Below are 20,427 nucleotides of genomic sequence, written 5' to 3'. Positions count from 1 at the left end.
AACATCAGAACTTGATGGCGTGGCGCCCGGCCAGCGAATGCGACAGCGTGGTGCCGTCGACCATCTCCAGCTCACCGCCCACCGGCACGCCGTGGGCGATGCGACTAGCGAGCACGCCATACTGGCCGCACATCTCAGCGATGTAGTTAGCGGTCGCTTCCCCTTCCACCGTCGGGTTGGTGGCGAGGATCACTTCGGTGATGCTTTCCTTTTCCAGCCGTTGCTCCAGGCGATCCAGACCGATATCGCCCGGCCCGATGCCGTCCAGCGGCGACAGATGGCCCATCAGCACAAAGTAGCGCCCGGCAAACTGGCCGGTCTGCTCGATGGCGTGGATATCCGCCGGGCTTTCCACCACGCAAATCTGGCCGTTTTGCTGGCGGCGCGGATTGGCGCAGATGGTGCAGACGTCCTGTTCGGTGAAGGTGCGGCAGTCGGCGCAGTGACCGATCTCCGACATCGCGCGCGTCAACGCCTGTGCCAGGCGCATGCCGCCGCTGCGATCGCGCTGCAGCAGCTGAAACGCCATGCGCTGCGCCGACTTCGGGCCAACGCCCGGCAGGCAGCGCAACGCCTCCATCAGGGATTCAAGGAGCGGGCTGGTTTGCATCAGAACGGCATCTTGAAGCCAGGCGGCAACTGCATACCGCTGGAGACGGAAGCCATTTTCTCTTTCTGGGTCTCTTCGATGCGGCGCGCGGCGTCGTTAAACGCGGCGGCGATCAAATCTTCCAGCATCTCTTTGTCGTCTTCCATCAGGCTAGGATCGATCTCCACGCGGCGGCAGTTGTGCGCGCCGTTGATGGTGACTTTCACCAGGCCCGCGCCAGATTCGCCAGTCACTTCCAATTTGGCGACTTCTTCCTGCATCTGCTGCATTTTTTCTTGCATTTGCTGGGCTTGCTTCATCAGGTTGCCCAGACCGCCTTTACCAAACATAGTCGTCTCTCGTCGCTAGGGCCGCGCACCTCGCGCGGCGTTTAAAGGGGGCGAATACTCTCTTCATCCAGATCCGCGTCGAAGAACCGGCACAGCGTCTGAATATGGGTATCCGCAACGATGGACTGGCGCGCCTGCGCCAGCTTTTCTTCATAGATGGCTTGTCGCCACTCCAGCGGGGTGCGCTCCGCCGGATTATCGTCCTCTATCACGGTCAGCTCGATCGGGCTGCCGTACAGCTCACCGAGCGCTTCGGCCAACGTCTTCTGCGCCGAAGGCGAATTCAGATGACGCTGCGAAGAGCGCAGATGGAGGCAAATCTTGCCCGCTTCCGGCTGCTGCTTGAAGGCGTTCAACGCCAGTTGCTGCACCAGTTTCGGGATCTTCAGCTTGTCGATTTCCGCAGCCCAGGCATCGCGCTCCAGCGACTCCACCACCAGTTTGGCGGCCAGCTCCGGCGTTTTCTCGTGCTCCAACGCCGTGCGCAGCGCTTTCGGCGTCGCCAGCGGTTCCGGCGCCGCTTCCGGCTCGGTCTGTGCGCGCCAGCGATAAGCTTCCGGCTTAGCCGGTTTTTCCGGCACCTTCTTCTCTGCCAGACGCTGCTGGCTACGCTCGGTCACAGAAGCCAAACGCCCCAGCGCCGAGTTTGCCGGCCGCGCTATTCCTGGCGCCGCCGGCTCATTCTTTTTTGGTGTGGATGCTCCCTGCTGCCGCTGCAGCTGGGACCGCGCTTTCAAGAGCTGGGCGGTGGCATCCGGTAATGGCGTCGATGATTGTCGCTGTGGCGCGGCCGGTTGCCCTAACGGCGGCGGCGCGTCCTGAAACTGTGGCGGCTGTTGCGGTGCGGCGGCCTGCGGCTGCGCCATCGGTGCCGGAGCTGTCGGCACCAACGCCACCGGCTCCGGGATCACCGCTTTCGGATGAAACGCCAGCGCACGCAGCAGGGTCATCTCAACCCCCATGCGGCGATCCGGTGCATAGGCCAGCTCTTTGCGGCCCACCAACAGCGTCTGATAATAGAGCTGTACATCCACCGGCGGCAGGGTGCGCGCCAGCTCGCGCAGCCGTTGTTCCACGGCGGCGTAGTGGTTGTCGAGCATCGAAGGCAGCAGTTGCACCATCGCAATGCGGTGCAGCAATGCCAGCGTCTCCACCAGCAGGTTTTCCCAGTCCACGCCGCGCGAAGCGGCCTGCGCGACCTGCGCCATCACCTTTTCTCCGTCGGCGCTGACCAGCGCTTCGAGTATCGCCAGCGGCTGCTCGTCATCGAGCGTGCCGAGCATCTGGCTGACGGTGGCGGCGGTCACCTGCCCCTGCCCCATGGCGATCGCCTGATCGGTCAGGCTCAGCGCATCGCGCATGCTGCCGTCGGCGGCGCGCGCCAGCAGCTGCAGCGCGCGGGCGTCGCTGGTGATCTGCTCCGCCGTCAGCACCGTTTCCAACTGCTGGCGGATCTGATCGACATCCAGCGCCTTGAGATGGAACTGCAGACAGCGCGAGAGAATGGTCACCGGCAACTTTTGCGGATCGGTGGTGGCCAACAGGAATTTGACATGCGACGGCGGCTCTTCCAGCGTCTTCAGCAACGCATTGAAGCTGTGACGCGAGAGCATGTGCACTTCGTCGATCAGGTAGACCTTGAAGCGGCCGCGTGCCGGTGCGTACTGGACGTTGTCCAGCAGATCGCGGGTATCTTCCACCTTGGTTCGGGAAGCGGCGTCGATCTCGATCAGATCGACGAAGCGGCCCTGCTCGATCTCGCGGCAGTTGTCGCATTGGCCGCACGGCGTGGCGGTGATGCCGGTTTCACAGTTCAGGCCTTTGGCCAGCAGGCGCGCGATGGTGGTTTTCCCCACGCCGCGGGTACCCGAGAACAGATAGGCGTGATGGATCCGCCCCAGCGAGAGGCCGTTGGCCAGCGCGGTCAGGACATGTTCCTGGCCGACCACGTCTGCGAACGTTTGAGGGCGCCACTTACGGGCGAGAACCTGATAGCTCATTAATACCGGAGAAGTCGAGGAATCTGGAGGGTCATGCTAACACAGCCCCGCGGCGATCCGCGAGGCCGTTGTGCCCAAGGGGCGATGCCGCCTCAATGGCCGGCGAAGTCCACCAGGCAGTAGCAGTCGATGCCCAGCTTGTTCAAACGCGCTTCCCCGCCCAGATCCGGCAGATTGATGATGAACGCAGCGTCTTTCACTTCACCGCCCAGGCGGCGGATCAGTTTGGTGGTCGCTTCGATGGTGCCGCCGGTCGCCAGCAGATCATCTACCACCAGCACTTTATCACCCGCGGTGATGGCGTCGGTGTGGATTTCCAGCTTGTCGGTGCCGTACTCCAGCTCATAGCTTTCGCTGAGCGTGGCGCGCGGCAGTTTGCCCGGTTTGCGCACCGGCACGAAACCGACGCCCAATGCCAACGCGACGGGCGCGCCGAACAGGAAACCACGCGCTTCGGTACCCACCACCTTGGTCACGCCCGCTTCGCGATAGCGCTCAACCAGCAGCTCGATGCTGGCGGCGTAGGCCAACGGGTTTTCCAGCAGGCTGGTCACGTCGCGGAACAGGATGCCCGGCTTCGGATAATCCGGGATGGTTTTGATACTGTCTTTAATAAACTGAAGCTGCTGCGCAGTAGCGGTCATAATTGTTGCCTGATAAAACTGCCTGAAAACCGGCGCGCCGCTCACCCGCCGCCCCCGGGTGAAACACACCGGAGAAGAAATGACAGGCGATCCGCGCACGAAAACGCCCAAATCTATGCAAACTGGCGGACAAATGCAACTCTCCCCTGCATCTTTCAACCCGCAGCGTTGTTGACTGCACGCATTCCCCCCGGTCACTTACCTAAGTAAGCTCCCGGGGATGCCTGCGTTTGTCGCCTAGCTGCGGCTTGAAAGCTATTGGGGAGTTTAAGGCACAATCAGCGTTGTTTTTGTTGCGACAGGTCAATAACCGGCAGGCGCAGCATAAAGGTCAGCAAAATAGCCAACATCAGCAGCAACAGCCCGCGCACCCACCAGATTTTCACCAGCCACAGCGAGCAGGCAAAGGTAAGCACGATCACCAGCACCGCCCTCCACTTCGCCCCCGGCGGCAACGCGCGATGCTGCTGCCAGTGGCGCAGATACGGGCCGAACCAGGAGCGGTGCAGCAGCCAGTGATGAAAGCGCGGCGAAGAGCGGGCGAAACACCAGGCGGCCAACAGCAGGAATGGCGTAGTCGGCAGCAGCGGCAGCACCACGCCCAGCGTCGCCAGCACCACCGCCAGCCATCCTAAAATGATCAATAACCCACGCGTCATGCGGCTCTTCGCTCCTCAATCGGTTGCGGCCTACTGTAGCATCGGCGCCACACCGGCGGAATATGCATGCGGCGCTTGTTTCACGGCGGCATCGCGGGCAAGCTTACGCCTGTTGAAATCAAGAGGAGCTTATGTGAGCACTCAGCGTCTATTACAGGTGTTGGCACAACAGATCGCGGCGCTGGCAGCCGAAGTGACACCGCGCGGCGATGTACCCATCCCGCAGGCGCGCTTCGACGCCGCCCTGTTCGCCAATCGCGGCACGCGGCTGCGCGACTACCTGGCCGAGGTGGAGAAGAATTTCACCCAGCTGCAAAACGCCGCCAACGACAGCCGCACCAGCCAGGTGGCCTTTCTGGCCGAAAAACTGGTGGCTCAGATCGCCGCCCTGCAGCGCGAGCTGGCAACCCAGGCGCTGCGGCGCAAGAACCAGCCGAAGGAAGCCCCCGAACCCGATCTTTACCACAAACTGGCCGAGCATCAGGACTACGAACGCCGACTGATCGCCATGATTCAAGATCGGGAAAGCCTGCTCGGCCGCCAGACCACGCTGGCGGCGCAGCAAAAGCTGCAGCACGAACTGGCGGCGCTGGAGGGACGCTTGATGCGCTGCCGTCAGGCGCTGGCGCGCATCGAGCGCAATATCGAGCGCAAAGAAAACGGTTTTTGAAGATTTATCACAATATTTTAATGATTATTCCCGGTTGCGCGCCGGGTTCACTATACTCTGCCGATACGTGAGTTATTCATCCAATTATTAATAAGCGCAGGTGCTATGTCTCTGGAAAACGCCTCACCCGAACTGCAGCTGGCGGTAGACTTGATTTACCTGCTGGAGTGCAACGAGATCGATCCGGTCACCGCGCTGGCGGCGCTGGATATCGTCAAACGGGACTATCAGGAAAAACTGCAGCGCGCCGGCGTCACCTCTCCCTATCTGCCTGCCGGACAGTAACCAGGGACAGCGACGCTGTCCCTTTCGCCTCTCATTGCTTATCCGCCGCCGTCTGGCCGCCTTCATCCGGCGACAACGTTCTTTTCACTTCCTGCACTTCATTGCCCTGCTGGTTATGCAGATACACCTCCAACTGGTTGAAGGCGATGTCGATGTCGTTTTCCCGACACAAACGATCGATTGAGCGGTTCAGTTCATCCACGGTGTAGCTGCGATCGCGCAGTTCGCGCACGTACAGCCGCAGTTCGTGATCCAGCGTACTGGCGCCGAAGTTGAGGAAAAACACCTGCGGCTCGGGATCGGTCATCACCCGCGGGTTATCGTGCGCCGCCTGCAGCAGCACCTTTTTCACCTTGTCGAGATCGGAACCGTAGGCCACGCCCACCTTGATCAGCACGCGGGTGATGGTGTCGGACAGTGACCAGTTGATCAACCGTTCGGTGACGAACGCCTTGTTCGGAATGATGACCTCTTTGCGGTCGAAGTCGGTAATGGTGGTGGCGCGAATGCGGATCTTGCTGACCGAACCGGAGAAGGTGCCGATGGTGATGGTATCGCCGATACGGATCGGGCGTTCGAACAGAATGATCAGGCCAGAGACGAAGTTGGCGAAGATCTCCTGCAGGCCAAAGCCCAGCCCGACCGTCAGACCGGCGGCCAGCCATTGCAGTTTGTCCCAGGAAACGCCCAGCGATCCCAATGCGACCACCGCGCCCACGGCGGTGATCAGGTAAGTGAGCACGGTGGTGATGGCATAAGATGCCCCCTGCCTCAGCTGCAGCCGCGACAGCACCACCACCTCCAGCAAGCCTGGCAGGTTGCGGGTGAGCACGTAGGCGACGATCACCGCAGCAATCGCCACCATCATGTTGCCCAGCGTCACCGCCTGCGACACGCTGCTGCCTGCCACGGTGCTGGTGTAATGCCACAGCGTGATGCTGTCCAGGTAAGCGATGACCGTCACCAAATCTGACCAAATGGCGTAGAAGGCGCTGGCGAAAATGGCGAACAAAACCAGGGTGGTCAGGCGCAGCGACTGCTGGTTGATCTGGTCGAGCGCCAACGGCGGCTCTTCCACCACCGGCTCGCCGCCTTCGGCCCCCTCCTTCGCCACATTTTGCCGCCGCGCCAACGCACGCCGGTAGGCCAGACGCCGCGCCGCCACGCTCAGGCCGCGCAGCGCGGTCAGGTACACGATGTTCCACAGGAAGAACAGATACAGGCTGTCTATCCAGCGGCTGGCCAGCCGCAGCGTAGTATAGAAGTAGCCGGCGAACATCAACCCCAGCAGGATCAGCGGCGTGGCGGCGAGCGCGGTGACTACCACCAGCCGCACGGCATGCGAGCCCTTTTCACGCCAGCTGTCGCGGCACAGCGGGAACACCAGCACCGTGAGCAGCGCCAGCGTCAACATCACCACGATCTGGCCGATGACGTCTTCGACCAGACGCAGCGGCGCTTTCTCGCCCAATACCGACCAGAAGATCAGCGGCTGCAACGCCAGCCCCAGCCGCAGCGTCTGGCGGCGGTAATGCGCGCACAGATTAGCGCCGAAGTTGAAATGCCGCTCGGCGATGCCGCCCGGCTTCAGCATGCGATAGCTGAAACCGAATACCAGCCATGACAGCGCCAGCTGCTGCGACAGCGCCCAGATAAAGTCGCTGATGCCGAAATCCGCACGATACATCCAGAAACCGACGCCGAGCAGCAGCGCGGCGCCGGGCAGCACCTTCAGCAAGGTCAGCGCGATGGCCTTCGGCGTGTGCAGCTGGCCGTCGCGTTTAAGCTGCCCCACGTCATTGGCCAGCTTTTGCAGATGGCCATCGATCAGCCGGTAGCGCCAGCGCAATACGCCTATCGCCAGCAACATCGGGATCAGGAACACCAGCGCATTCAAACCGCCTTGCAATAGCTTGCCGCCGTCAAACTTGATATCGAGCCCGGCGAGCTGATCGCGCACCGCCTCCGGCATCGCCTTCAGCCACGCCAGATCGACCGGCTTGTTGCTGTTGACCCAGAAAATCTGCTGGGTCAGCGTATCCTGCAATGAACCGTAGACGCTGGTCAGCTGCTGCTGGTTGATCTGCAAATTGATCGACAGCGACAGCTGGTTACTGAGCTGCTTGTTCAACTGATCCAGCAACTCGCGGCGCATGTCGACGATCTCGTTCAACGCGTCGAGCACTTCCGGGCCGGCCTTTTCCTTGCTTTCGGCCACCAGCTGGTTGATGTAATCCTCACCCTTGAACAGATCGTCGCGTTGCTGATTGATATCGAACTGCTCCAGCCGCAGATCGGCGATGCGTGTGTCTATATCCGCCAGCAGCGTGCCCTGCGGCAGGCTTTGCTGCTGTTGATACAGAATGCGCGACAGCACCAGGCTGCCCTTCAGGACCTGGATCTGCTCTTTCAGGTTACGTTCCGCCTGCAGGCCGCGATCGAGCCAGTTTTTGACCCGAATATTTTGCTGGAACAGGGTGTTGCTCTCTTCGGTGGCGGCGATCAGCTGCTGACTCAGCTGGCGGTTGACGTCCAGCTGCTTGCTGACCAACTGATCGTGCTGGATATCAGTGGCATCTTCCGGGTTCTGCGCCTCTTTGGCGGTTTTTTCAGACAGCGTCAGGCGCTTGCTGTTGACAAGTTCCTGCAGCAGCTGCACCGACCGATCCAGCGCGTCGATATGCGCCGTGGTGTAATCGCGCTGTTTTTGCAGCAGATCTTGTAGCGTGGTGTTGGCTTCCAGGCTCTTGCGCTGCAGTTCCAGCTGCGCGTTAAGCAGCGCCTGCTCGGTGTTCAGCATCACCTGCTGGCTGTTGCGCAGTGAATCTTGCCCCGGCGTCTGACCGCTGAGCTGGCTGCGGATCTCCTGCAGGCGTTGCGAAGCGGCGTACATCGTGCTCTGCACCCGCTCGGGCTGCGTTTGCAGCGACACCAGTTGGCTGTTGTAAGTGGAGAGGCTCTCCTGCGCGCTTTGCAGCTCGTCGAGCGTCTGATACAGCCGGCTTTCCAGCTGGCGCAGCGACAGCGGCAACAGCGCGGCGCGCGCCGCCGCGTCGTCCCTCGGCCGTTTCAACGCATCCAGTTCGGCGGTGACCTGACTGAGCTTCGCCGGCGCCTGCTGCACCTGCTGTTTAAGCTGTGCAGCGTCCTGTCGGTTGCGCTCGATGGCATCCAGCAGCTCTAGCGTACGGGTTAAATCCTGTTGGGAGAGCTTTTCGACCGGCGTCAGGGCTTTTTGCTTGTTCAGCGTTTCCAGCTGGCTTTGCACTTCGCTACGCTGCGGCAGATCGCCGCTCAGCGCCGCCTGTGCCGGCAAGCAGCACGCAAAAATCAGGAAAAGGAGTGTCGCGGCGGCGATGCGCCGCCGGCATGCGCCGACAAACGTGAGCGGCGCCGGAGAAGGCAGAGTCAACCAGCGATGCATGATTTAGCTTCGGATCGGTAAAGAAGTCTGAAGATTATCACGATAGCCGGCGGGCAACGAACAACAAAAGCGTTGCCGGTGATGTCCCGTTGTCGCGAAATCAGAAAGTCAGCACTTTCTCCGCCGCCAGCGTCCACTGCGCCAGTTCGACCAGCGTGCCGATCGCTACGCCGTCCGCCAGCGGCAAGCGGCTAACGCCGCGCGCGTCGGCGCAGGTTTTGCACAGCTTAACCGGCACCTGCTGCGCGGTGAGGATCTCCAGCATCTGCTGCAGGTGATACCCTTCGTGCGGCTGCTGCCCGGCCAGCCCGGCCACCACCGCGTCGGACATCAGAAACAGCCGCAGATCGAGACTGCTCTGCTGCTCTTTCATGGCGATGGCCAACCGCAGCGCATTGAACAAGGATTCATGGCCATAGGCGGCACCATTGGCGATGAGAACGATGGATGACATGAAATCTCTCCTTATAAAGGAAGGCGGTCGGCGTCAGGCGTCGCCGCATCGGGTTTGAGGCGCAAGGTGGGGCAAAACTGCAGCATGTCCAAGAACGCGTCCACCAGCGCTTCGGCTTCGGCCCGCAGATCGAAACTTTCCGGCATAAACAGCCAGTTTTCCATCAGGCCGGTGATATAACCGTGCAAAATGATCGCCGCGCGGCGGGTGTGCAGATCGTCAGGGAGCTGATGCTGATGCATACAGTCGAGCAAGATGGCTTCAATACGTTCATAGCCGGCAAGATACAGCACCTTGCGCGAGTCCAGCAGCGGCACCATTTCACCGACAAATTCACACTTGTGAAAGATAATTTCCAGTAACGCTCGCCGACGGCAGTCTTCTACCGTAGACGTCAGAATGTAAATCAGAATTTCCTTGAGAACCCGCAGTGGATTATCGGGGAAATTTGCCCGATACTCTGTCGAGAGTTCGTCTATTTTCGGTTCAGTAGATTCCCAAACTTCATTAAACAGGTCTACCTTATTCTTGAAGTGCCAGTAAATTGCTCCACGCGTAACCCCGGCAGCGGTGGCAATATCTGTCAGTGACGTTGCGGCAACGCCACGTTCAGAGAATTCTCTCACCGCAGCGTCAAGAATTTGACGTCGGGTTTCTTGCGCCTGCTGTTTGGTTTTTCGTGCCATGGCATTGTTATTTGGGGGGAGTGTGATTTACATACATTCGCGAATGTATGTACCATAGCACGCACATATAATTAACGCAGCAATGGGTTTTAAAGCTTGTGATCCATTGATCATTTTGAAATCGGACACTTGAGGTTTTTCTATGAACAAAAACAGAGGGTTAACGCCTCTGGCGGCCGTTCTGATGCTTTCAGGCAGCTTAGTGCTAACAGGATGTAACGATAAAGAAACCCAACAGCAAGGCGCCCACCAGCAGGCTCCTGAAGTGGGCGTGGTGACCTTGAAGGCCGAGCCTCTCAACATCACTACCGATCTTCCTGGCCGTACCGCTGCGTATCGTATCGCCGAAGTTCGCCCTCAGGTCAGCGGCATCATCCTGAAGCGCAATTTCGTTGAAGGCAGCGATATCAAGGCCGGGACGTCCCTGTACCAAATCGATCCCGCAACCTATCAGGCCAGCTACGACAGCGCAAAAGGCGATTTGGCCAAAGCGCAGGCCAGCGCTTCCATCGCGCGCGTGACGGTAAACCGCTACAAGCCATTGCTGGGTACCAGCTACATCAGTAAGCAGGACTATGACAACGCCGTTTCTACGCTGCAGCAGGCGGATGCCGCCGTCGTGGCCGCCAAGGCCGCCGTGGAAACCGCGCGTATCAACCTGGCGTACACCAAGGTGACCTCCCCGATCTCCGGCCGCATCGGCAAATCCGCCGTGACCGAAGGCGCGCTGGTCAGCAACGGCCAGGCGACCGCCCTGTCCACCGTGCAGCAGCTGGATCCGATGTATGTCGACGTCACCCAGTCGAGCACCGACTTCCTGCGCCTGAAGCAAGAACTGGCCAGCGGCGCGCTGAAGCAGGAAAACGGCAAGGCCAAGGTGAAACTGATGCTGGAAAACGGCGCTGAATACGCGCAGGAAGGCACGCTGGAATTCTCTGACGTCACCGTCGATGAAACCACCGGCTCCATCACCATTCGCGCCCTGTTCCCTAACCCGAACGATACGCTGTTGCCGGGCATGTTCGTGCGCGCCCGTCTGGACGAAGGCGTGCGCAGCGATGCGCTGCTGGTGCCTCAGCAAGGCGTTACCCGTAACCCACGCGGCGACGCGACGGCGTTGGTGGTAGGGGCAGACGACAAAGTTGAGCTGCGTACGCTGAAGGCAGACCAGGCGATTGGCGACAAATGGCTGGTTACCGATGGCCTGAAAGCCGGCGATCGCGTGATCGTCTCCGGCCTGATGAAAGTGCGTCCGGGCGCGCAGGTAAAAGTGCAGGAAGTTGACACTCAGGCGCAAAAACAGCCGCAGTCTGAAGCGCAGAAGTCATAAAAAGGAGCCTGTAATACATGGCTAAGTTCTTTATAGATCGCCCAATTTTCGCCTGGGTAATCGCCATCATCGTCATGTTGGCGGGGGTGCTTGCAATAATGAAACTGCCAATCGCGCAGTATCCTACTATTGCACCGCCGGCGGTAAGTATTTCCGCCAACTACCCGGGCGCAGATGCCAAAACGGTGCAGGATACCGTCACGCAGATTATCGAACAGAACATGAACGGTATCGATAACCTGATGTACATGTCCTCCACCAGTGATTCCTCTGGTAGCGTCACCATTACCCTGACGTTTGAATCCGGCACCGATCCTGACATCGCGCAGGTTCAGGTCCAGAACAAACTGTCGTTGGCCACCCCGCTGCTGCCGCAAGAAGTTCAGCAACAGGGCCTGAAAGTAGAAAAATCCAGCAGCAGCTTCCTGATGGTGGCCGGCTTCGTTTCCGACGATCCGAACATGACTCAGGACGATATTGCGGACTACGTGGCGTCCAACATCAAGGACCCGATCAGCCGTTCGTCCGGCGTGGGTGAAGTGCAGCTGTTCGGTGCCCAGTACGCGATGCGTATCTGGCTGGATCCGAACAAGCTGAACAACTACCAGCTGACGACCACTGACGTGACCTCCGCCATCACCGAGCAGAACAACCAGATCGCCGCAGGGCAACTGGGCGGCCTGCCGCCGGTGCCGGGGCAACAGTTGAACGCCTCGATCATCGCGCAGACCCGTCTGACTTCGCCGGAAGAGTTTGGCAAGATCCTGCTGAAAGTGAATACCGACGGTTCCCAGGTTCGCCTGCGCGACGTCGCTCATATCGAGCGCGGCGCGGAAAGCTACGCCGTTACCGCTCGCTATAACGGCAAGCCTGCCGCCGGTCTGGGTATCAAACTGGCTACCGGCGCCAACGCCCTGAACACCGCCAAAGGTGTGAAAGACGAGTTGGCGAAGATGGCGCCATTCTTCCCGCAAGGGATGAAAGTGGTTTATCCGTACGACACCACCCCGTTCGTTAAGATCTCCATCAACGAAGTGGTGAAAACGCTGATCGAAGCCATCATCCTGGTGTTCCTGGTGATGTATCTGTTCCTGCAGAACTTCCGCGCGACGCTGATCCCAACCATCGCGGTGCCGGTGGTACTGCTGGGGACCTTTGCTATCCTCGCGGCGTTCGGCTTCTCGATAAACACCCTGACGATGTTCGGCATGGTGTTGGCGATCGGCCTGCTGGTGGATGACGCCATCGTGGTGGTAGAAAACGTCGAGCGCGTCATGGCCGAAGAGGGGCTGCCGCCGAAAGAAGCTACCCGTAAATCGATGGGCCAGATTCAGGGCGCGCTGGTGGGTATCGCCATGGTGCTGTCGGCGGTATTCGTGCCGATGGCATTCTTCGGCGGTTCAACCGGTGCCATCTATCGCCAGTTCTCGATCACCATCGTGTCCGCGATGGCGCTGTCGGTGCTGGTGGCCTTGATCCTGACGCCGGCGCTGTGCGCCACCCTGCTCAAACCGATCCCGAAAGGCGATCACGGGGTTAAAACAGGCTTCTTCGGCTGGTTTAACCGCATGTTCGAGAAGAGCACGCATCACTATACCGACAGCGTGGGCAACATCCTGCGCAGCACCGGTCGCTATCTGATCATCTACCTGCTGATCGTGGTTGGCATGGGCCTGCTGTTCCTGCGCCTGCCCTCCTCGTTCCTGCCGGACGAAGATCAGGGCATCCTGTTGACCATGGTGCAGTTGCCTGCCGGTGCCACCGAGTCCCGGACCAACAAGGTGTTGGAAGAAGTCTCCGACTACTTCCTGAACAAGGAAAAGGACAACGTAGTTTCGGTGTTTACCGTCGCGGGCTTCGGCTTCAACGGTAACGGCCAGAACAACGGCCTGGCATTCGTCAGCCTGAAAGACTGGGGCGAGCGTCCTGGGGCCGGGAACAAGGTCGAGGCGATCGCCGGTCGCGCCATGGGCGCGTTCTCGCAGATTAAAGAAGGCCTGGTGTTCCCGTTCAACCTGCCGGCGATTATCGAACTCGGTACCGCAACCGGCTTCGACTTCGAGCTGATTGACCAGGGCGGCCTGGGGCACGAAAAACTGACCGAAGCGCGTAACCAGCTGTTGGGCATGGTTGCTCAACATCCGGACGTGCTGGTGGGCGTGCGCCCGAACGGCCTGGAAGATACGCCGCAGTTCAAACTGATCGTCGATCAGGAAAAAGCCAAGGCGCTGGGCGTCAGCATCACCACCATCAACAGCACGCTGAGCACCGCCCTGGGTGGTTCGTACGTCAACGACTTCATCGACCGCGGCCGTGTGAAGAAAGTGTACGTACAGGCCGAGGCGCCGTTCCGTATGCTGCCGGAAGACATCAACAAGTGGTACGTGCGCGGCACGAGCGGCCAGATGGTGCCATTCTCCGCCTTCTCTTCGGCGAAATGGGAATACGGCTCACCGCGTCTGGAACGCTATAACGGCTTGCCGTCGATGGAGATTCTGGGCCAGGCCGCACCGGGCAAGAGTACCGGTGAAGCGATGAACCTGATGGAACAGCTGGCGTCCAAACTGCCAAGCGGCATCGGTTACGACTGGACCGGCATGTCCTATCAGGAACGTCTGTCGGGCAACCAGGCGCCGGCGCTGTACGCCATCTCGATTTTGGTGGTGTTCCTGTGTCTGGCGGCGCTGTATGAAAGCTGGTCAGTGCCGTTCTCGGTCATGCTGGTATTGCCGCTGGGGGTTATCGGTGCGTTGCTGGCCGCGACGATGCGCGGCATGAACAACGACGTTTACTTCCAGGTGGGGCTGCTGACCACCATAGGCCTGTCGGCGAAGAACGCCATCCTGATCGTGGAATTCGCCAAAGACCTGATGGAGAAAGAAGGCAAAGGCCTGATCGAAGCGACGTTGGAAGCGGTGCGTATGCGTCTGCGCCCAATCCTGATGACGTCCCTGGCCTTCATCCTCGGGGTTCTGCCGCTGGTTATCAGCAGCGGTGCAGGCTCCGGCGCACAGAACGCGGTAGGTACCGGCGTAATGGGCGGGATGATCACCGCTACCGTCTTGGCGATCTTCTTCGTACCGGTGTTCTTCGTAGTGGTTCGTCGCCGCTTCAGCAAGAAGAACGAGGACCTTGAACACAGCCATCCGGTAGAGCACCACTGATCGCTCAGTGATGTGAGCTCCACCCGATAATCGAAAAGGCCGCGCATGCGGCCTTTTTCTTTTGCTTCAGTTGTTTAATGCAAACCGTTCTCATTAATTTACTCGTGGGTGCAATTTACGCTTGATCGTGATGCCAGGTCGGCGCATAATTATTGTTATAGTATAACATTACACGAGAGAGCCATTATGAAACCCGGCATCCATCCCGATTACCGTACCGTGGTCTTCCACGACGTCAGCGCCAATGCCTACTTCAAAGTGGGATCGACCATCAAAACCGATCGCACTATCGAACTGGACGGCGAAAGCTGGCCTTATGTCACCCTCGACGTCTCTTCCGCTTCGCATCCGTATTACACCGGCAAGCAGAAAGACTATTCCAAAGAAGGCAGCACGGCGCGCTTCCAGCAGCGCTTTGGCCGCTTTATCGGCAATAAGTAACAAGGAATTCCCATGCAGGTATTGAGTTCATTGCGTTCGGCGAAAAATCGCCACCCGGATTGCAAAATCGTGCGTCGTCGTGGCCGCATCTATGTGATCTGTAAAAGCAATCCGCGATTCAAAGCGGTACAGGGACGTAAGAAAAAGCGTTAACTCCCAGTGTCATCTGTCGCAAAGCCCCGTTGCTGCTCAACGGGGCTTTTTTTATGGCGAGAAAGTGCCTGCAAGCTGTCCCCCGCCGGCAGGCGGGGGACAGAGATTACTTCATGCTGCTCAGCAGCACATCGACATTGTGCTTAAACGCCTGCTCATAGGTCGCCGCCGGGCCGTTCGCGCGGGAGAGCGCTTCTGGATACAGCTCGCCGCCCGCCTTGGCGCCGGTGGCGGCGGCAATCTGTTTCACCAGCCGCGGATCGGTCTGGTTTTCGATAAAGTAAGCGTTAACCTTTTCCTGTTTGATCTGCTTAATCAGGCCCGCCACGTCGCTGGCGCTGGCTTCTGCTTCGGTGGAAAATCCGACCGGGGCAAGGAAGGTGACGCCGTACTCTTGTCCAAAGTAGCCAAAAGCATCATGACTGGTCAGTACCTTACGTTTCTGTGGCGGCACTGCAGCGAACTGGGTTTTGGCCCACAGATCCAGTTTTTGCAGCTGCTGAATGTATTCGGCTCCGCGCTGGCGAAAATAGTTGGCATCCTCGGGATCGGCGGCAATCAGGGCGTTCATCACATTGGTGGCGTACTGCACACCGTTTTTCATGCTGTTCCAGGCGTGGGGATCGGTAATCGGTTTGCCGTCTTCTTCCATCTGGCGGGTGCTGATGCCCTGTGAAGCAGTGATCACCTGCCCTTTATAACCCGAAGCGCTGACCAGGCGATCGATCCACCCTTCCAGCCCCAAGCCGCTGACGAACACCACATCAGCCTGAGCCAGCTTTTTGCCGTCCTGCGGCGAAGGCTCGAAGCTGTGCGGATCGCCATCCGGCCCCACCAGCGTGCTGACCTTGACGTGATCGCCTCCCACCTGTTTGACGATATCGCCAAGAATGGAAAAGCTGGCGACGGCGTCAACGGTCTTCGCCATCGCCCACGGACTGGCCAGCAGAGCAGCAACTGCCAGCGATATAGGTAAACGTTTCATACTTTCTCCTTGCAAATGGCACTTCTCAACGGCGCGCGAAAGCGTAAATGCCTCCGCGCGTTCCAAACAGGATCGAGACGAAAAAGATAACGCTGGCGCTGAGCACGATCGCCGGGCCGGCAGGCAGCAAAGCGTAATAAGACCACACCAGCCCCATCACGCTGGAAAGCGCGCCGATGCCCATCGCCGTCGCCAGCGTCTGCGGCAGATTGCGCGCCCAGAAGCGCGCGCTGGCGGCGGGCAGCATCATCAGCCCCACCGACATCAGGGTGCCGAGGATCTGGAATCCCGCCACCAGATTGACCACCACCAGCGCCAGAAACAGGCCGTGGATCAACGCCAATCGGCGCGGCGCGTTGACGCGCAGGAAAGTCACGTCGAAGGATTCGATCACCAGCGCGCGGTACAGTGCCGCCAGCGCCAGCAGCGAAACCGAGGCGATCCCACCGACCATCAGCATGGCCCGTGCATCCACCGCCAGAATCGAACCAAACAACACGTGCAGCAGATCCACGCTGGAACCGCGCAGCGAAACCAGCGTAACCCCCAGCGCCAACGAGCCCAGATAGAACCCGGCAAAACTGGCATCCTCTTTCAGCGGCGTGCGGCGGCTCACCAGACCGGACAACATCGCCACCGCCAGCCCGGCGATAAAGCCACCCACGCCCATCGCCACCAGAGACATGCCGGAGATCAGATAGCCGATCGCCGCCCCCGGCAACACCGCGTGGGACAACGCATCTCCCACCAGGCTCATGCGGCGCAGCAGCAGAAACACGCCTAGCGGGGCTGCGCTGAGCGACAACGCCAGGCACGCCATGAGCGCGCGGCGCATAAAACCGAAAGAGAGGAAAGGATCGATAAGCCCATGCCACAACATCATGGGGCCACCGCCCGCAGCTCAGGCTGCCGTTCGGCGACGTAATACTTCGGCACCTGTTCCAACACACGCTCGGCTGCCCCCCAATGACACGCCTGCGGGGTCAACAGCAGTACCTGTGGAAAATGCTCGGCGACCATCGACATATCATGCAGCACGGCGATCACCGTTTTCCCCTGCCGATGCAGTTGCGCAATCACCTGAAGGAGAATCTGCGTGGTGGTGCTATCGATGCCGGTAAAAGGCTCATCCAACAGGATCAGCGGCGCCTGTTGGACCAACAGGCGCGCAAACAACACTCGCTGCAGCTGGCCGCCGGACAGCTCGCCCACCGGGCTGCGCGCGAGCGCACTCATGCCAACGCTCGCCAACGCATCATTGACCTGGCTCACCGCACGCTTGTTCATGCCGCCGAACATGCCGCTTTGCGGCCAACACCCCATCGCCACCAGATCGCTCACCGCAATGGGAAATTGCCGATCCAACTCCGCCTGTTGCGGTAGATAAGCCCTGCGCGGTGGCTTTCCACCGCTAAAATTCAGGCTGCCATCCAATGGCGGCAACAATCCGGCGAAAGTTTTCAACAGCGTCGATTTGCCTGCCCCGTTGACGCCCACCACCGCGGTTAACGATCCGGCGGTAAACTGCCCGCTCAGCGGCGGAAAAAGCGGCGTGGCCCCATAGCCTATCGCCAACTGACGCAAAGTGATCATGGCAGCGACACCGCCCAAAAGATGCCGAGCCACAGCAGGGCCAACAGTACAACGGCACCCGCACAGCGCACGGCGGCGGAGGCAGTAAACAATGAATTCAGTGACGACGCAGCGTTATGTTGTGAAGTGGGAGTCAAAGTCGTGACCAGTGCGATGGAATTATAGTTACAATATAACATCACAATAACTGCAGTGTCTCAATCCCTGCCTTGCCAATAATGCAACGGAACGTAACAGAGCTCGCACGGCGGCCCTTCCACCGCCATCCCCCTTATCAACCTCAGGGATATTCCCGTTCGACGCAAATGTTAGCGGAAGGTGAAAAACAGCAGTAAATCGAAAAATTTACCGGCGCGAGTGGAAAAGGAGTAAGATAAGCGGATAACATTGTTGTTGGCCGAGATTAATGCTTGTTACCCTTGCCTGTAACCTGGAAGTCAACGCACTTTCTGTAAAAAAATTAAAGAAAGTGATTAATGACAATATTGCGGAGTTAGTGCCGACGCTGACCAGTGGACTCAGTTTTTATTCTGAAAGCGCACGCTATGCCGAGGATTCATTAGAAATACTTGATATAGTGCAACAAGGTGACAGCGATTATTCAATGAGTTATCGCTATAAGTGGGGCATTTTTAATGCCTGTCTGGATATCAATAGCGAAGATACCATCAATGATAGCGCCCGGTTCCAAGTGACCGAGCAGGGTTTAATCTTCGACATCATTGATAACTCACGCCCATCAACTGCGGATGAATTGTAAGTTTACGTAATAACTACAGGCCAAACGCGAAAAAATGATTTATATTCATTTTACGGGAAGTTTATTTAACCACCGTTAAGCTGCCTCCGTTCATGATGTAAATCAGCTTACTCACATAGTGTTATCACACCGCAATTAAGACTTACGGAGGGGATGATATGGATGAGTATTCGCCTAAGCGACACGACATTGCTCAGCTCAAATTCTTGTGCGAAAATTTGTATGATGAAGGTATCGCTACCCTGGGTGACAGCCACCACGGGTGGGTCAACGATCCGACATCCTCCGTCAACCTGCAGCTTAATGAGTTGATCGAACATATCGCTTCGTTTGTGATGAGTTATAAAATTAAATACATGGACGAATCCGACCTGTCGGAGTTAGTCGAAGAATATCTCGACGATACCTATACGCTATTCAGCAGCTACGGTATCAATGATTCCGACCTGCGCCGCTGGCAAAAAACCAAGGCGAGATTATTCAGAATGTTCTCAGGAGAGGACATCTGTACGACAATGAAAACTTAGGGGATAATTATTCCCGAGCTATTTTACGGTTATTAAACTAAAAGGCCATCATGACTAAAACCGACTATCTGATGCGTTTACGTAAATGCACCACGATTGATACTCTCGAACGTGTTATTGAGAAAAATAAGTACGAACTTTCCGATGATGAACTGGAGCTGTTTTACTCAGCTGCCGATCACCGTCTGGCGGAGCTCACCATGAACAAACTGTATGACAAAATCCCCACCTCCGTTTGGAAATATGTCAGATAATCAGCCCCCAACGCGTTGAGCCGATGTCTTTATCGGCTTCAATGTCCAAGTTGAATACGTATTTTTCCTATTGACAGTGAAATTTCATTTGCGTTCCCCTCTCAATAATAATGAGTGTAAAAAATTCTCTTTAAAATCGAGATAAGTTACCTCACCGCGCCTCATTAGCCACTAATGCATTATCCAGAAAATTGATAGCAGGCAGTAAAGACGGGTTTTGTCACTCTCTCTGACGGCAGAAACGGGTAATCGTTGAGTGGGATGTGAGTAGCGAAAACACGGATTGGGAAGGCCCAAATGGGTGGGGACCCTGCCAGCTACATCCCGGCACACACGTCACCTGCTGCGGCTGCTTCCTTCCGGACCTGACCGAGTTCACAAGTTAGTGTTGCGGGAGAACCAACAGGGCCCCCATTGACGGCTTCTGTACTCTGAAGCGGTGGGCATTATCGGCGATGCCCCATCAAATAGCAAGCCAACCGGGACCAACCGCTGTTTTCTTGCCCACCTGCATTGTGGCACACTCTTCGCCTGGGTTTTGACTCGCGCAGGAACAGCAACATGCAACCAGAAGACGCTTCTTTCAGCCAGCGGGTATTCCATATCGTGGCCGCTATCCCGTACGGGAAAGTCACCACCTACGGCGAAGTCGCCCGGCTGGCCGGTTCGCCACGTGCCGCACGCCAGGTTGGCGGCGTGCTGCGGCGTTTGCCGGAAGGCAGCACGCTGCCCTGGCACCGGGTGATCAACCGCCACGGGCAGATCTCGCAGCAGGGGGAGGATTTTCAACGGCAACGGCAAGCATTGCTGGCGGAGGGAATTATTTTCGGCCCGCACAGCACGGTCGACTTCGATCGTTATGGCTGGCGCTGGTAAAACAAAACAGCCTTTGGCCGAAGCGCAAAGGCTGTTGATTTGGTCTTGCTGTACCGCAGTATGATTACTGCATAGCGGTTGGCGCAGCCTGAATCGGCACACCCTGAACCGGAACCAGCAGCAGATCGGCACGAGTACCGTTGCGATTAACCACTTCCTGGATGGTGTCGGTAATAAACATCAGTCGCCCGTTGACCGTCACCGCCGCACTCAGAATGATACGCGCATTCGGTTGGATGTCGGACGGGTTGTACGGCAGCGTAAAGCTGAACGGCGCCTGTTGGCCTTCAGTACGTACCGCGCGCTGTGCAATCACTTTGGACGGCGCATCCGCCAGCGAGGCGTCAGAGAGGGTGACCGTCAGTACGGCGTCCGGCGGCAGCGCAATGCGCTGACGTATATTAACCGAACCTGTCACCGCCGGGCCCTGAATCTGCGTTTGCGCAGCCGCCGGGTTACCGGCCGCCTGTGTAGGCACATCAGCACTCTTTTGCGCGCATCCTGCCAGCGTGATCGTCAGTGCCGCGGCACCGCCTACGATTTGCCAGAGTTTCATGGATCGGTCTCCTTTTTTATTATCAAC

General features: G+C 58.4%; 22 protein-coding genes, 1 other RNA gene and 1 other annotated feature. Of the genes, 10 read left to right on the top strand and 13 right to left on the bottom strand.

Annotated features, from left to right (window positions below):
- Positions 1 to 4 precede the first annotated feature (4 nt).
- The 5 genes from recR to EGY12_RS12300 form a co-directional block, all read right to left on the bottom strand.
- A complete protein-coding gene (gene recR / locus EGY12_RS12320) occupies positions 5 to 610 on the bottom strand; it encodes a recombination mediator RecR (protein WP_004940263.1) in 606 nt (201 codons plus the stop codon).
- Positions 610 to 939 (bottom strand): YbaB/EbfC family nucleoid-associated protein, encoded by a 330-nt coding sequence (locus EGY12_RS12315; protein ID WP_004940264.1) that lies wholly within the window; start codon positions 937 to 939, stop codon positions 610 to 612. Before EGY12_RS12315 ends, recR begins: the two co-directional genes overlap by 1 nt.
- A 41-nt stretch (positions 940 to 980) precedes the next feature.
- Entirely contained in the window at positions 981 to 2,939 is a 1,959-nt protein-coding gene (gene dnaX / locus EGY12_RS12310; protein WP_123893827.1) for a DNA polymerase III subunit gamma/tau, read from the bottom strand.
- Positions 1,584 to 1,648: a sequence feature (DnaX frameshifting element), on the bottom strand. Its footprint overlaps the gene before it by 65 nt.
- A 92-nt stretch (positions 2,940 to 3,031) precedes the next feature.
- Positions 3,032 to 3,583 (bottom strand): adenine phosphoribosyltransferase, encoded by a 552-nt coding sequence (apt, locus tag EGY12_RS12305; RefSeq protein ID WP_019454166.1) that lies wholly within the window; start codon positions 3,581 to 3,583, stop codon positions 3,032 to 3,034.
- Positions 3,584 to 3,861: 278 nt separating this feature from the next.
- Entirely contained in the window at positions 3,862 to 4,242 is a 381-nt protein-coding gene (locus EGY12_RS12300; protein ID WP_123893825.1) for a DUF454 family protein, read from the bottom strand.
- A gap of 133 nt (positions 4,243 to 4,375) precedes the next feature.
- On the opposite strand from EGY12_RS12300, the gene priC reads away from it, so the two are divergent.
- Positions 4,376 to 4,912, top strand: a complete 537-nt coding sequence (gene priC, locus EGY12_RS12295) for a primosomal replication protein PriC (RefSeq protein ID WP_123893823.1) — start codon at positions 4,376 to 4,378, stop codon at positions 4,910 to 4,912.
- Between the two features lie 105 nt (positions 4,913 to 5,017).
- Positions 5,018 to 5,197 (top strand): pleiotropic regulatory protein RsmS, encoded by a 180-nt coding sequence (gene rsmS, locus EGY12_RS12290; RefSeq protein WP_004940278.1) that lies wholly within the window; start codon positions 5,018 to 5,020, stop codon positions 5,195 to 5,197.
- A gap of 31 nt (positions 5,198 to 5,228) precedes the next feature.
- Here the strand turns inward: rsmS and mscK are convergent, their stop codons facing one another.
- From mscK to acrR, 3 genes are all read right to left on the bottom strand, one after another.
- Positions 5,229 to 8,621 (bottom strand): mechanosensitive channel MscK, encoded by a 3,393-nt coding sequence (mscK, locus tag EGY12_RS12285; protein ID WP_123893822.1) that lies wholly within the window; start codon positions 8,619 to 8,621, stop codon positions 5,229 to 5,231.
- A 100-nt stretch (positions 8,622 to 8,721) separates the two neighbouring features.
- Positions 8,722 to 9,075 carry a DsrE/DsrF/TusD sulfur relay family protein gene (locus EGY12_RS12280; protein WP_033647269.1) on the bottom strand — a complete coding sequence of 118 codons (354 nt, stop codon included), beginning with the start codon at positions 9,073 to 9,075 and terminating at the stop codon, positions 8,722 to 8,724.
- An 11-nt stretch (positions 9,076 to 9,086) separates the two neighbouring features.
- Positions 9,087 to 9,761 (bottom strand): multidrug efflux transporter transcriptional repressor AcrR, encoded by a 675-nt coding sequence (gene acrR / locus EGY12_RS12275; RefSeq protein ID WP_049199913.1) that lies wholly within the window; start codon positions 9,759 to 9,761, stop codon positions 9,087 to 9,089.
- A 142-nt stretch (positions 9,762 to 9,903) separates the two neighbouring features.
- On the opposite strand from acrR, the gene sdeX reads away from it, so the two are divergent.
- From sdeX to ykgO, 4 genes are all read left to right on the top strand, one after another.
- Entirely contained in the window at positions 9,904 to 11,091 is a 1,188-nt protein-coding gene (gene sdeX, locus EGY12_RS12270) for a multidrug efflux RND transporter periplasmic adaptor subunit SdeX (RefSeq protein WP_123893820.1), read from the top strand.
- Between the two features lie 17 nt (positions 11,092 to 11,108).
- Positions 11,109 to 14,255 carry a multidrug efflux RND transporter permease subunit SdeY gene (gene sdeY / locus EGY12_RS12265; protein ID WP_123893818.1) on the top strand — a complete coding sequence of 1,049 codons (3,147 nt, stop codon included), beginning with the start codon at positions 11,109 to 11,111 and terminating at the stop codon, positions 14,253 to 14,255.
- A 186-nt stretch (positions 14,256 to 14,441) separates the two neighbouring features.
- Entirely contained in the window at positions 14,442 to 14,696 is a 255-nt protein-coding gene (locus EGY12_RS12260) for a type B 50S ribosomal protein L31 (RefSeq protein WP_004940303.1), read from the top strand.
- A gap of 12 nt (positions 14,697 to 14,708) precedes the next feature.
- Entirely contained in the window at positions 14,709 to 14,849 is a 141-nt protein-coding gene (ykgO, locus tag EGY12_RS12255) for a type B 50S ribosomal protein L36 (protein ID WP_073529259.1), read from the top strand.
- Between the two features lie 106 nt (positions 14,850 to 14,955).
- Here the strand turns inward: ykgO and EGY12_RS12250 are convergent, their stop codons facing one another.
- Genes EGY12_RS12250 through EGY12_RS12240 form a run of 3 tightly spaced genes read right to left on the bottom strand, consistent with a single transcriptional unit; the run spans position 14,956 to position 17,427 of the window.
- Entirely contained in the window at positions 14,956 to 15,834 is an 879-nt protein-coding gene (locus EGY12_RS12250; protein ID WP_123893817.1) for a metal ABC transporter substrate-binding protein, read from the bottom strand.
- Between the two features lie 25 nt (positions 15,835 to 15,859).
- Positions 15,860 to 16,717 (bottom strand): metal ABC transporter permease, encoded by an 858-nt coding sequence (locus EGY12_RS12245; RefSeq protein ID WP_123893816.1) that lies wholly within the window; start codon positions 16,715 to 16,717, stop codon positions 15,860 to 15,862.
- The gene (locus EGY12_RS12240) at positions 16,714 to 17,427 is read right to left on the bottom strand and encodes a metal ABC transporter ATP-binding protein (RefSeq protein ID WP_123893815.1); all 714 of its coding nucleotides are present in this window, start codon (positions 17,425 to 17,427) and stop codon (positions 16,714 to 16,716) included. The genes EGY12_RS12245 and EGY12_RS12240 overlap by 4 nt, the downstream gene beginning before the upstream one ends.
- A gap of 406 nt (positions 17,428 to 17,833) precedes the next feature.
- Between EGY12_RS12240 and EGY12_RS12235 the strand changes: the two genes are divergently transcribed.
- The 3 genes from EGY12_RS12235 to EGY12_RS12225 all read left to right on the top strand — a co-directional run bounded on the left by EGY12_RS12235 (position 17,834) and on the right by EGY12_RS12225 (position 18,968).
- Positions 17,834 to 18,187, top strand: coding sequence for a hypothetical protein (locus tag EGY12_RS12235; RefSeq protein WP_123893814.1), 354 nt, complete (start codon positions 17,834 to 17,836; stop codon positions 18,185 to 18,187).
- Between the two features lie 158 nt (positions 18,188 to 18,345).
- A complete protein-coding gene (gene tomB / locus EGY12_RS12230; protein ID WP_004940312.1) occupies positions 18,346 to 18,714 on the top strand; it encodes an Hha toxicity modulator TomB in 369 nt (122 codons plus the stop codon).
- 50 nt (positions 18,715 to 18,764) lie between these two features.
- A complete protein-coding gene (locus EGY12_RS12225; RefSeq protein WP_004940313.1) occupies positions 18,765 to 18,968 on the top strand; it encodes an HHA domain-containing protein in 204 nt (67 codons plus the stop codon).
- Positions 18,969 to 19,276: 308 nt separating this feature from the next.
- Here the strand turns inward: EGY12_RS12225 and ffs are convergent.
- Positions 19,277 to 19,373: signal recognition particle sRNA small type (gene ffs / locus EGY12_RS12220), an RNA gene on the bottom strand.
- Between the two features lie 156 nt (positions 19,374 to 19,529).
- Between ffs and EGY12_RS12215 the strand changes: the two genes are divergently transcribed.
- Positions 19,530 to 19,844 (top strand): MGMT family protein, encoded by a 315-nt coding sequence (locus EGY12_RS12215; RefSeq protein ID WP_033642088.1) that lies wholly within the window; start codon positions 19,530 to 19,532, stop codon positions 19,842 to 19,844.
- A 64-nt stretch (positions 19,845 to 19,908) separates the two neighbouring features.
- Here EGY12_RS12215 and EGY12_RS12210 read toward each other — a convergent pair whose 3' ends face one another.
- A complete protein-coding gene (locus EGY12_RS12210; RefSeq protein WP_016928846.1) occupies positions 19,909 to 20,400 on the bottom strand; it encodes a YbaY family lipoprotein in 492 nt (163 codons plus the stop codon).
- Positions 20,401 to 20,427 lie beyond the last annotated feature (27 nt).

It is taken from the genome of Serratia sp. FDAARGOS_506 (assembly GCF_003812745.1).
Lineage (GTDB): Bacteria > Pseudomonadota > Gammaproteobacteria > Enterobacterales > Enterobacteriaceae > Serratia.
The sequence above is the reverse complement of the archived record's forward strand: the minus strand, read 5'-3'. Positions and strand labels throughout refer to the sequence as shown.